This window comes from Geomonas sp. (assembly GCF_056994735.1).
The window spans coordinates 1-11235 of the sequence record NZ_JBXKJL010000055.1 but is presented as its reverse complement, the minus strand read 5'-3'; the positions used below and the strand labels follow the sequence as shown (position 1 = coordinate 11235).

General features: G+C 59.3%; 11 protein-coding genes and 1 pseudogene. 5 read left to right on the top strand and 7 right to left on the bottom strand.

Features of this window, described 5'->3' with window-relative positions; genetic code table 11:
• The 3 genes and pseudogenes from AC11W3_RS02745 to AC11W3_RS02735 form a co-directional block, all read right to left on the bottom strand.
• Positions 1-637 (bottom strand): annotated as a pseudogene (locus AC11W3_RS02745) (tetratricopeptide repeat protein); the annotation flags it as partial.
• Between the two features lie 47 nt (positions 638-684).
• Positions 685-1998, bottom strand: coding sequence for a 23S rRNA (uracil(1939)-C(5))-methyltransferase RlmD (gene rlmD, locus AC11W3_RS02740; RefSeq protein ID WP_484092438.1), 1314 nt, complete (start codon positions 1996-1998; stop codon positions 685-687).
• A complete protein-coding gene (locus AC11W3_RS02735; protein WP_484089432.1) occupies positions 1991-2380 on the bottom strand; it encodes a hypothetical protein in 390 nt (129 codons plus the stop codon). The genes rlmD (AC11W3_RS02740) and AC11W3_RS02735 overlap by 8 nt, the downstream gene beginning before the upstream one ends.
• 168 nt (positions 2381-2548) lie before the next feature.
• Between AC11W3_RS02735 and infA the strand changes: the two genes are divergently transcribed.
• The 3 genes from infA (at position 2549) to epmA (ending at position 4412) form a co-directional block, all read left to right on the top strand.
• On the top strand, positions 2549-2767 hold the full coding sequence (gene infA, locus AC11W3_RS02730; RefSeq protein WP_012530490.1) for a translation initiation factor IF-1: 219 nt from the start codon (positions 2549-2551) through the stop codon (positions 2765-2767).
• 167 nt (positions 2768-2934) lie between these two features.
• On the top strand, positions 2935-3498 hold the full coding sequence (efp, locus tag AC11W3_RS02725) for an elongation factor P (protein WP_484089431.1): 564 nt from the start codon (positions 2935-2937) through the stop codon (positions 3496-3498).
• Between the two features lie 2 nt (positions 3499-3500).
• Positions 3501-4412, top strand: coding sequence for an EF-P lysine aminoacylase EpmA (gene epmA / locus AC11W3_RS02720; protein ID WP_484089430.1), 912 nt, complete (start codon positions 3501-3503; stop codon positions 4410-4412).
• 245 nt (positions 4413-4657) lie between these two features.
• On the opposite strand, the gene AC11W3_RS02715 is transcribed toward epmA, so the two are convergent.
• The 4 genes from AC11W3_RS02715 to AC11W3_RS02700 form a co-directional block, all read right to left on the bottom strand.
• Positions 4658-6379: a proline--tRNA ligase gene (locus AC11W3_RS02715; protein ID WP_484089894.1), complete on the bottom strand. Its 1722-nt coding sequence runs from the start codon at positions 6377-6379 to the stop codon at positions 4658-4660.
• Between the two features lie 216 nt (positions 6380-6595).
• Positions 6596-7651, bottom strand: a complete 1056-nt coding sequence (gene ispG / locus AC11W3_RS02710) for a flavodoxin-dependent (E)-4-hydroxy-3-methylbut-2-enyl-diphosphate synthase (RefSeq protein ID WP_484089888.1) — start codon at positions 7649-7651, stop codon at positions 6596-6598.
• An 82-nt stretch (positions 7652-7733) separates the two neighbouring features.
• Entirely contained in the window at positions 7734-8270 is a 537-nt protein-coding gene (locus AC11W3_RS02705) for a YbhB/YbcL family Raf kinase inhibitor-like protein (protein ID WP_484089887.1), read from the bottom strand.
• Positions 8271-8326: 56 nt separating this feature from the next.
• Complete coding sequence (locus tag AC11W3_RS02700) at positions 8327-8713, bottom strand: zinc-ribbon domain and TM2 domain-containing protein (RefSeq protein ID WP_484089886.1); 387 nt, start codon at positions 8711-8713, stop codon at positions 8327-8329.
• Positions 8714-8901: 188 nt separating this feature from the next.
• Between AC11W3_RS02700 and rlmD (AC11W3_RS02695) the strand changes: the two genes are divergently transcribed.
• Entirely contained in the window at positions 8902-10557 is a 1656-nt protein-coding gene (rlmD, locus tag AC11W3_RS02695; protein ID WP_484089885.1) for a 23S rRNA (uracil(1939)-C(5))-methyltransferase RlmD, read from the top strand.
• 305 nt (positions 10558-10862) lie between these two features.
• Positions 10863-11235, top strand: a 373-nt coding sequence (locus tag AC11W3_RS02690; protein WP_484092437.1) for a nucleotidyltransferase family protein, incomplete at its 3' end; no start/stop codon positions are given.

The following is an 11235-nucleotide window of genomic DNA, read 5'->3' as shown; positions in this document are numbered from 1 at the left end:
TGTCGCTTTCACTATTTCGCAGCAATTGCTGCAAGATAGGAAAGGCAGCGGCATCATTGCCGTCGTGGATGAGGAGGTAGGCCTTCCCGAACTCGGGTCCAAGGGTCAGGTAGCGATTCGGCAGGTCGCCCGGGAGGGGCTGGACCAATAATGAGAAACGCTCCTCCTCGCTCAGGTCGGGCTCGAGCATATCGTCCTCGTCGAGTTGCTGCTGATGACCGCCGTCCTTGCACGATCCGCACGAACTGCCGCCGTGTTTGTGATGAGCGGCTTTGGGTGCAGGTTTCGCTGCCGGCTCCTCCTGCAGCTGCCGCAGTCCTTCCCGCGCGGCGGCTTTTATGCTTTCGTCAAAGGCAAGCTCGCAGGCCAGGGTGAAGTGGTCGTAGGCCTTTTGCAGCTCGCCGCTGTTCACGCAATGCCTCCCCTCGTGAATGTTCAGCTCGCCAAGGCGGTCTCCCGCGTTGCCTAAACCTTTACGGATCTCTTCTTCGTCCTGTGCGGCATCGGCGGGACACAATTTCCGGGCTTCGAGGAATTCAACGCGTGCATCGGCGTAGCGTTCGGCCGCCAGGTGTTTCAGTGCCTTGCCGAGGTAGTGCCGGTGGTCCTTCTCCTTCTTGAAAAGTCCAAATAACATGAAATCTCCAGGGTAGTCAGGATGGGTGAAACGTCAAAGACGAATGATCAAATGCGTGTAAGCTCGGTCACGCTCTCCAGATGGTAGGTCTGGGGGAACATGTCGACCGGCTGCGAGCGGGTCACCCGGTACCCCTTGTCGCAGAGGGCGGCGAGGTCCCGGGAAAGGGTCGCGGGATCGCAGGAAACATAGATGATCTTCTCAGGTGAAAGCCCGGCAATCTCGGCGGCCCCTTCGGCCCCGCCTCGCGGGGGATCGAGGATCGCCACGTCGAAGCGCTCGCCCCCCTTGGCGAATCTCCGCACGGCGAGGGACGCGTCACTTACCAGGAAGGTGGCGTTTCCGACGCCGTTGGCGGCCGCATTGGCTACGGCATCTTCGATGGAGGGAGCAAACCCTTCGACGCCGACCAACTCCGCTACGTAAGGCGCGATGGGAATGGAGATGTTGCCGTTACCGCAGTACAGATCGAGTACCCGCTCTTTACCCGAGAAGCCGCCCCACTGCCACACGGTGCGGATCAGTTCCAGGTTCTGCGCGTAGTTGACCTGGGAGAAGCCACCCCTGCTGAAGCGAAGCTTCACCTCTGGCGAGTCGGGCAAGAAGCCTGCGGGAACGGTGTAGCCCAGGGAATCGATTCCGAAGACCGGCTCAGGCTGAGCCTTGCCGTTTCTGACAAAGAGGCCGGAGATGGAGGGAAGTTCAGCCCGCGCCCCCCGCAGCCGCTCGATCAGCTGCTGGCCCCTCTTTCCGGAGAAGTGGAGGACCGCAATACCCTCGGCATTGTCACCGATCGACAGATCTACCTGGTGGATGGCATCCGGTTCGGGAAGGCGGGCAAGGAGGGGGCGGATTTCGGCAGTCATGCGATTGAGCAAGGGATCCGCTATTGCGCACCCCGCTGGGACTTCGATCACGTCATGCGAACCGGTCCTGAAAAAGCCCAGCAAGGTGGCGCCGTTTTTACGGGAGACCTTGAGCTGGATCCTGGAGCGGTAGCCGTAGCAATCGGGCGAGCCGATCACCGGCAGGATGGAATCGCTCTCGACCTTGCCGATTCGGCGCAGGGACTCGGTGTAGATCTCCCCCTTCTGCTTTAGCTGCTCGGCGTATGGGAGGTGCTGCCAGTTGCACCCGCCGCAGGATCCGAAGGCGGGGCATGGAGGGGTCACCCTGAGCGGCGAGGGCGACTCGAGCTCGAGCACTTCCCCCTCCAGGTAGGAGCGTTTCTCCTTCACGATCCGGATCCGTGCCGTATCGCCGGGGGCGGTCAGGGGGACGAAGCAGGCCTTGCCCTCGACCCGGCCGAAACCGGATCCGCCGTAGCACAATTTTTCGATGGCGACCGAAGTCTCAGCCATGGCAAAGCCCCACGAAGCCCATTCTCTTGCCTTTGAGGCGATTGAGTTCCGAGTGGACGAGCTTCTTAGGGAACGCCGAAGACTGGAAGTAGCAAAGGGAGTGATCCCCGAAGTGCCGGATCACCTCCTCGACGACGCCGGGAACGGCCTCCGTCGCAACACCTTGTTGCTCCACCTGTTTTAGGTACTGCACCTTGTCCCCCAGAACCTTCACGGCAGCCTCCCAGGCGCCGGCATCGTCGAAGAGATCGACGGTGAGCGGGACTTCGCAGCTGATTTCCACGCGGACCTGGTGATAGTCGCCGAAATAACGGCGGGTGGCATCGAAGAATCGAAGGGTGAGCCCGTTATCCAGCGGGATCTCCCTGATCAAGTTTTTCATACGGACACGTACCTCTTTGAAAAATCGTGATATTTTTAGCATGTTATGGGTATTGTGTAAATAGTGATGATTCGTGACAAGAAAAGCGAAAAGCGGCTTGCTTTTTTGCGGATATATTTGTAAACTCACAGATTGTTGAAAAGAAGCCAATAAAGGCCAGGAGTGAAAATGAGCAAGGAAGAAGCAATCGAAGTAGAAGGAACGGTCATCGAGCCGCTTCCCAACGCGATGTTCAAGGTTAAGCTGGAAAACGACCACATGGTGCTGGCGCACATCTCCGGCAAAATGAGGAAGTTCTTCATCAAGATACTGCCCGGAGACAAGGTCACGGTGGAACTTTCCCCCTACGACCTCAGCCGCGGCCGCATCACCTATCGCGCCAAGTAGCCCTCCACGATTGTCACCGGCGTAAATCCAGCCCTCCCCCGAGATCCGCGTGTCAGCTCTATCATCACGGACAACATGGACCAGAACAGGTACAGCTGCGCGTGCCTCGCGACCGGGCTAAACATTTATAATTTTTAACATTTCAACGTCAAGAGAAGGAAAAGCCAATGTATACCGCAGCCGATCTGAGAAAAGGACTGAAGATCACCATCGACAACGAGCCGTACATCATCACCCATTTCGACTTCGCGAAACCGGGCAAGGGGCAGGCGCTCTACCGCACGAAGATGAAGAACATGATGACCGGTTCCACGCTGGAGAGGACCTACCGTTCCGGTGAGACCTTCGAACCGGCCCACCTCGAGGATCGCAAGATGCAGTACCTCTACAAAGAGGACGATCACTACTGCTTCATGGACAACACGACCTACGAGCAGGTCCACGTCAGTGAAGATGCCATGGGCGACGCCAAGAACTACCTGATCGACAACCTCCCGGTCGACGTGCTTCTCTTCAGGGAGAAAGCGATCGGCGTCGATGTCCCGAACTTCGTCAACCTCCGCGTAACCCAGACCGACCCCTGGGTCAAAGGCGACACCTCCGGCAGCGATTCCAAGCCGGCCACCGTCGAGACCGGCTACGTGCTGCGCGTTCCGCCCTTCATCGAGGAAGGCGAGCTGATCACCATCGACACCCGCACCGGCGAGTACTCCACCAGGGTCAAGGGGTAACAATGAGCGGAAACTGGACCCTCTCCAGGCGGCGCAGCGCGCTGATGGAGAGGGCCGCCATCCTCAGCAGGATCAGGAATCATTTTCAGGAAAAGGGGTATCTCGAGGTCGAGACCCCTTTTCGCGTTCCTGCGCCCGCACCCGAGGCCCAGATCGAGGCCATCCCCTCGGCTGGGTGGTTCCTGCAAACCTCTCCGGAACTGTGCATGAAACGGATGCTGGCGGCCGGGTACGAGCGGATCTTCCAGCTCTGCCGCTGCTGGCGGGAGGGCGAGCGCGGCGTGCGGCACCTGAGCGAGTTCACCATGCTTGAATGGTACCGGTCGGGAGCGGATTACCGGTTTTTGATGGAGGAGACCGAGGAGCTGGTTTCGGCCGCGGCCGCGGCGGTGCGGATCCGCTACCGTGGTCTGGATATCGACCTGTCGACGCCGTGGGAGCGGGTATCGGTGGCCGAGGCATTCCGCAGGTATGCCGACACGACGGTCGAGGTTGCGCTGGAGAAAGGTCTCTTTGACGAGCTCATGGTGGAGCGGATCGAGCCGCAGTTGGGCCTGTCACGTCCCACCTTCATCTACGATTATCCTGCCTGCTGCGGGGCCCTCGCGAGGTTGAAGAGGGAAGACCCGACAGTTGCCGAAAGATTCGAGCTCTACATCGGCGGGCTGGAGATTGCCAATGCTTTCTCCGAGTTGACCGACCCCGTTGAGCAGAGAAGGAGGTTCGAAGCTGAGGCAGCGGAGCGGGCATCGCTGGGGAAAGCCGCCTACCCCGTGGCGGAGAAATTCCTCACCGCCCTCGCCGGCATGCCTGAATCGGCCGGGATCGCTCTCGGGCTCGACCGGCTGGTCATGGTACTTCTTGATGCTGACAGTATCGATGAAGTGGTGGCATTTACACAGGAAGAGCTTTAGAACCATTTGCCACGGAGACACGGAGAACTTCTGAGAAAAACAAACCAAATTCTTGTTTTTTAGTACCAGGCTTCAAGCTCTTCTCTGGTGTCTCTGCCCCTTGCTCTTAAAGGTTTAGCATTCTCAGATTTTCTCCGTGCCTCCGTGGCAGAAGGTCTTAGGTTTTCCTGAAGTCTCTGCCTTTCGTCTTAAAGATTCAGTCTTCTCAGACTTTCTCCGTGTCTCCGTGGCAGAAGGTTTTCTGCCTAAGCCTGCAGTGCCTCTTTGACGGCGGCTTTTACTTTGGCAACGGCTTCGGCTATCGGGAGAACTTCTACCTCTCCGCTCCGTCTCTCTTTCAGCTCGACTTTGCCATCGACCAGGTTCTTGGCGCCGACGACTATTCTCAACGGGATACCGATCAGATCGGCATCTTTGAACTTGAAGCCCGGGCGCTCGTCACGGTCGTCCAGCAGCACGTCTATGCCCGCCTCCAACAGTTCCTGGTAGATCGCCTCGGATGCGTCTTTCACGCTGTCATCCTTGGCGCTTAGTGCCGAGACGATGCAGTGGAAGGGGGCTATGGGGAGCGGGAAGATGATGCCGTTCTCGTCATGGTTCTGCTCGATGCAGGCCGCGACGGTGCGCCCGATCCCGATGCCGTAGCATCCCATGAAGATGATCTGCTCTTTTCCGTCGGCGTCGAGATAGGCCGCATGGAGGGCCTTGGAGTACTTGGTGCCGAGCTTGAAGACGTGGCCGACTTCAATGCCGCGCCAGATCTCCAGCTTCCCGCTCTCGCAGCGCGGGCAGGCATCGCCGACAACGACGTTCCTGATGTCGACGAATTCGGTGACGGTGAAGTCGCGCTCAAGGTTGACGTTCTTGAGGTGGGTATCGCCCGCGTTGGCGCCGGTCACGAAATTGCGCATCCCCTGCAGGGAGAGGTCGGCTATCACCTTTGCCTTCACCGGCAGACCGACGGGGCCGGCATAGCCGGTCGGCGCTCCGGTGACCTTGACAACGACGTCGTCGCCGGCAAGTTCCAGCTCTGCGCAGCCGAGGTGGTTTTTCAGCTTGATCTCGTTCAGGTCGTAGTCGCCGCGCAGAAGCGCCACTACCGGCTCCTCGTCAGCAAGGAGTACCAGGGTCTTCACGATCTGGCGAGTATTGACGCCAAGGAAGGTGGCGACCTCCTCGACGCTCTTTTGGCCCGGCGTGGTCACCCTTTCAAGGGGACGCGGATCGGCGTGCTCGGTGGTGTCGGCCTTGCGGGCCTCGGCCTTTTCCATGTTCGCCGCGTACTCGCAGGCGGAGCAGGAAACGATGGCATCCTCACCGGAATCCGCCAGCACCATGAACTCATGCGACGAGGTTCCGCCGATGGTGCCGGTGTCGGCCTCGACTGCGCGGAAGTTCAGCCCGCAGCGCTCGAAGATCCGCCGGTAGGCCTTGTACATCTTGGCGTATGAAGTATCGCCGGCAGCCTCGTTGACGTCGAAGGAGTAGGCGTCCTTCATGATGAACTCGCGGCCGCGCATCAGGCCGAAGCGCGGGCGGATCTCGTCGCGGAACTTGCCCTGGATCTGGTACAGGTTGATCGGCATCTGCCGATAGCTCCTGATTTCCTTGCGGATGAGGTCGGTGATGACCTCCTCGTGGGTGGGCCCCATGCAGAACTCGGCGTCTTTCCTGTCATTGAACCGGAGGAGCTCTTTCCCGTAGAAGTCCCAGCGCCCCGATTCCTTCCAGAGTTCGGCCGGCTGCACCGCGGGCATCAGCAGTTCGATGGCTCCGGCGCGGTTCATCTCCTCCCGGACGATCTGCTCCACCTTCCGGATCGAGCGCAGCCCGAGCGGGAGGTAGTTGTAGATGCCGGCGGCGAGTTTCCTGATCATGCCGGCGCGCAGCATAAGCTTGTGGGAGATGACCTCCGCATCGGAGGGTGTCTCCTTGACGGTCGGGATAAAGTACTGGGAATAACGCATCGGTCTCATGCCCTCTTGTTTATGGATTTAAAAAGCTATCTTAGCGCGGGATCAAAATCGGAAAAGGCGGGATCTAACCACAATCTTCATTCCGCATGACTCGGTTCGCACCATCCCCGTTTTTGTTGTTAAACAAAGCCCCCCTGCCCCCCCTTTGACAAGGTGGGGGCGTGTCCGGCTTCTTCATCGCTAGCATGCGGGGGGGACTTCGTGTCTTTATTTTTCTGTGGAGCGGATTACTTCCTGGATCAAGGCGTCTGCCATTTCCTTTTCGGGGACTTTTCTGATGATCTCGCCGCTCTTGAACAGGAGTCCTTCGCCTTTGCCGCCGGCTATGCCGAAGTCGGCTTCGCGGGCTTCTCCCGGGCCGTTGACGGCACAGCCCATCACGGCTACGGTTATGTTCTTGTCCAGGTAGCCGAGCCTGCGCTCCACTTCTTCCGCCACGGGGATGAGGTCGATTTGGCAGCGCCCGCAGGTGGGGCAGGATACGAAGTTGATGCCGCGCCTCCTGAGCCCCAGGGATTTGAGGATGTCGTAGGCGACGCGGACCTCGTCGACCGGATCGCCGGTGAGGGAGACGCGCATGGTGTCGCCGATCCCCTGGTGCAGCAGGATTCCGAGCCCGACGGAGGACTTGATGGTCCCGGAGAAGACGGTGCCTGCCTCGGTTACGCCGATATGAAGGGGATAGTCTATGGCCTCGGAAAGGAGCCTATACGCTTCCAGCGTGCGGACGACATCTGAGACCTTGATGGAGACCTTGATCTGGTCATAGCCGAGATCTTCCAGTATCCGCACGTGGCCCAGTGCCGATTCGACCATGGCCTCCGGGGTGGGGTGGCCGTACTTCACCAGCAGTTCCTTTTCGAGAGACCCGCCGTTTACCCCGATGCGGATGGGGATCTGGCGCTCGGCCGCGGCTTTCACTACTTCGGCGACTTTCCAGCGCTCACCGATGTTGCCGGGATTCAGCCGCAGCCCGTCGACGCCGGACTCCAGCGCCTTCAGCGCCAGCTTGTAATCGAAATGGATGTCAGCGATGAGCGGCATGGGACTGCCGGCCTTGATGCCGGCAAGAGCGAGGGCCGCATCCATATCGGGAACGGCGCAACGGATGATTTCGCACCCTACCTCGGCAAGACGCCCGATCTGGGCCAAGGTCGCCGCCACATCCCTGGTATCGGTTGAACACATGGACTGGACGGCGCAAGGGGCTCCGCCGCCGACAGCTATGTTTCCTATCTTGATCTGCTTGGTTAATTTTCTCATAGCGGGACATAGTAGCTAAATCAGCCCCGAAAATCAAGGAATGATCGGCAAAACCATAGACATGGAGTGACCGGAGTCCAGCTCACCGGTTCCGGCTATAGACGCCCATCAGTTCGCACTGGGCGATGATCTTTCCGTGCATGGCGTGGTCGAGATCCTTCCTGTTCGCTCCGGTTGGCAGGGTGAGGCGGTCACTTAGTGCATAGAGCCGGAAAAAGTAGCGGTGGGTTCCTGAAGGGGGGCATGGACCGCCATAGTCGCTGCGCTTCCAGCTGTTGACTCCCTGGTGTGCTCCCGGAGGTACTTTCCCCGGCGCGATCTCTTTAGTGGCAGGATCGATGTCCCACAGCACCCAGTGCACCCATAGTCCGGCTGGCGCATCAGGGTCGTCCATGATCATTGCCAGGGATTTAGCTTCCTTGGGGACACCTTCTATCACCAATGGAGGGCTGATATCGTTGCCGTCACAGCTGTATTTGCCAGGAATCGATTTGCCGTTGCTGAATTCGGGGCTGCTGAGTTTCATCTCTGTCATCTTTCTTACCTCCTTCCCTTCGAGCGGTGATGAAGCCACGAACAGCAAGATTACTATCGACATCCTGATGGTGGATATTTTCATGGCGCCTCCGCATTGATTGTCATGTAGGACGTCCGGGGAAACCGGTTGGGGAGAGACTACTGGGTACGCCATGCCGGCCCGGCGTACCTTTGATTGAAGACTTCATCACTCATGGTAAGGAAGATGACCCCTTCGATTATGCCGACTATGGCGGGGATGAACGTCCAGACCAAAGCCAGGTAAATGAGCCCCAGTATCGGCTTGCCCATGTAAAACTTGTGGATCCCGAAGCCGCCCAACAGGATGGCCAGAACGCCCGCTGTTACTCTTGAGCGCGGTTGCCCCTGTCCGATCATCGCCCCGAGATCCCGCAGTTCGCCGCTCAGCTCTCCTCCAAGGTAGGGTTGGCGGACACCGCACTTCGGGCATATTTCCGCTTTCGCCCTGATGATCTCACCGCATTCGTGGCAGAACTTCTCATTGTCTGACTTCGTTCTCTCCATCTCTTCGATCCTCCCCTCAACCTCCCTGTCGCAACGCCCCCGCGGAGGTTGAGTTGGATGCCGATGCCATGCAGGCGCCTCGGCATTTGACAGGCTAAAGTCTACCCTTCCACAAATGTGGCGCAAGCGTTGGAGTTGCCACGGATTACGGCATTGACAGGAATCTCTTTTCCCTTTAAGTAAGAAGGATGAAAAATAAAATTGAAAGACCTACCAGAAAATCACACCACTTCGTCGACGCTGCATCCAAGGCCGCGCCGAATGACCGGCCTCCCAAAGATCGCTTCAAACCCGCCGGTCCAAAGTCATCCGCATCACCGAAGCAGGCTACTCCCACCCACGCACGCGGGCCAAAGGCCGCTGTAGGCGGTGTTGTCCAGGAGACAAGGGGGGCACGCTCCGCCGCGCCCACGAAGGATCGGCAGGCGTCACTGCAGCGGAAACCGTCGGGGGGCGAGCGCCCGAAGCCGGCAGCGACCAAACCGAGCCTGCACTGCGGGCAGACCGTTCAGGTCAATATCACCTCCACGAATGACGAAGGGTTCGGCGTTGCCATCCACGAAGGGACGCGCGTGCTGGTTGCAGGCGGACTGCCGGGCGAAGTACTGGTGGCCAGGGTCACCTACGTCGGCCGCAGGGAGACCTTCGCGAACGCCCTCAAGTGTATTAAGGTCTCTCCGGACCGTGAGCTGTCGCCCGCCTGCCGGCTGAGGGGCTGTGACGGCTGCGCCTTGATGCAGATGCGCTATCCGGCCCAGCTCGCGTGGAAGAAAAACCTGGTGGCCAGGGAGATACGGAAGTACCCGTCTCTGGGCGAGGTGAAGATCCACGACACCATCGCCTCCCCCAAACAGCTGCACTACCGCAATACCGCCAAGCTGGTTGTTGCCGGGAAGCACTCGGATCCGGTGATCGGGCTCTACCGGCGCAACACCCACGACGTCCTGGAGATCGAGGATTGCGCGCTCCACCACCCGCTCATCAACAAGGTGGTCAAGGTGGCAAAGGCGGGGATCAAGAAGGGGAAGGTGCAGATCTACAACCCCAAGAGCGAGATGGGCCTCTTGCGTTACCTGGTAGTCCGCGTCGCGGAACCGAGCGACCGCGTGATGGTGGTCCTGGTCACCACCGAGCAGGGCTACAACGAGATGCACCATCTGGCCAAGTACATCCAGCAGGAGGTCCCGGAGGTCGACGTCGTCGCCCAGAACATCAACAACTCGACCGGCAACGTCATCTTCGGGCACAAGGACCGCTCCATCACCAAGGCGCAGACGCTTAGGGCGTTCGTGGGGGACAAGATCTTCAACCTCTCCCCTCACTCCTTCTTCCAGGTCAATGCCGGCGCCGCAGGTATCATCTACGAGAAGGTGCGCGAATTGGCCGCGTTGCAAGGAACCGAGCGGGTCATCGACGTCTACTGCGGCATCGGCGGCATCTCCCTTTATCTTGCGGACAAGGCCAAGGAAGTGGTCGGCATCGAGTTCGTCGAGGCGGCGGTTGCCGATGCCACGCAGAATGCGGCTTTGAATAAGGCGGACAACTGCACGTTTGAGGCAGGCGATGCCGCGCATCTCCTGGACGAGATCGGCGAGGAAGGCGGCGCAGACCTGATCGTGCTGAACCCGCCGAGGAAGGGATGCGAGGAGAAGGTGCTGCGGAGCGTGGCGGCCATCAAGCCTCCCCGCATTATCTACGTATCGTGCTCGCCTGAGACCCTTTCCAGGGACCTCGACATCCTTTCACGGCTCGGGTACCGCACGCTGGAGGTGCAGCCGGTCGACATGTTCCCGCAGACGATTCATGTGGAGGACGTGGCGCTCCTGGAGAGAATAAAAGAATAGAGTCAGTTCCGATAAAGGCAAATCCCCCCTGTCCCCCCTTTCTCAAGGGGGGGACGCGAGGGGCGCCATTGTCGGTATGGGATATGACGCTGTCGTTCCTTTACCATTTTCACCCCGGTCTAATAGCTCAGTGAATCGCTTGAAAGGATGATCGGGGGACGATAAAAGCTAATCTTCCTTTCCTTCTTTGACAATGGGGGGACGTGGGGGCGCAATTGTCGGCATGGGGACTGCCGCCGCCATCGCTTCATCGTGTGTTCATCCCTTCATCGTGCTCATCCCAGTCAATAGCTTGAGGTGTTTAAATGGATCGGGTGATCGAGACACTCAAAACTCTGTTCCCCGAGCGGCTGCACGGCCGGCTTTTCCTGGTCGGGGGGATGGTGCGGGACGTCCTCCTGGGTGTGGAGTGCCAGGATGTAGATCTCGTCGCGATAGCTCCTCCTTCAGAACTCACTCCCCTCGGTTTCAGGCTGGTCGAGTCGAAGAGCACTCCCAACATCTATTTCCTCTTTCACAACAAGCTGGGCAAGGTCGAGGTGACCCAGCTCTCGTCACCGGACCAACTCGCCGAGGACTTGCAACGACGCGACTTCACCGTCAACGCCATGGCGATGTCCCTGTCGGAGGGGACACTCCGGGATCCGCTAGGCGGACGCGAGGACCTCGACAGGAGAG

What these genes read in the sequence shown, in the direction of transcription:
- rlmD (WP_484092438.1), bottom strand. Translation starts at nt 1,998, where the DNA reads ATGGCTGAGACTTCGGTCGCCATCGAAAAATTGTGCTACGGCGGATCC.
- AC11W3_RS02735 (WP_484089432.1), bottom strand. Translation starts at nt 2,380, where the DNA reads ATGAAAAACTTGATCAGGGAGATCCCGCTGGATAACGGGCTCACCCTT.
- infA (WP_012530490.1), top strand. Translation starts at nt 2,549, where the DNA reads ATGAGCAAGGAAGAAGCAATCGAAGTAGAAGGAACGGTCATCGAGCCG.
- efp (WP_484089431.1), top strand. Translation starts at nt 2,935, where the DNA reads ATGTATACCGCAGCCGATCTGAGAAAAGGACTGAAGATCACCATCGAC.
- epmA (WP_484089430.1), top strand. Translation starts at nt 3,501, where the DNA reads ATGAGCGGAAACTGGACCCTCTCCAGGCGGCGCAGCGCGCTGATGGAG.
- AC11W3_RS02715 (WP_484089894.1), bottom strand. Translation starts at nt 6,379, where the DNA reads ATGCGTTATTCCCAGTACTTTATCCCGACCGTCAAGGAGACACCCTCC.
- ispG (WP_484089888.1), bottom strand. Translation starts at nt 7,651, where the DNA reads ATGAGAAAATTAACCAAGCAGATCAAGATAGGAAACATAGCTGTCGGC.
- AC11W3_RS02705 (WP_484089887.1), bottom strand. Translation starts at nt 8,270, where the DNA reads ATGAAAATATCCACCATCAGGATGTCGATAGTAATCTTGCTGTTCGTG.
- AC11W3_RS02700 (WP_484089886.1), bottom strand. Translation starts at nt 8,713, where the DNA reads ATGGAGAGAACGAAGTCAGACAATGAGAAGTTCTGCCACGAATGCGGT.
- rlmD (WP_484089885.1), top strand. Translation starts at nt 8,902, where the DNA reads ATGAAAAATAAAATTGAAAGACCTACCAGAAAATCACACCACTTCGTC.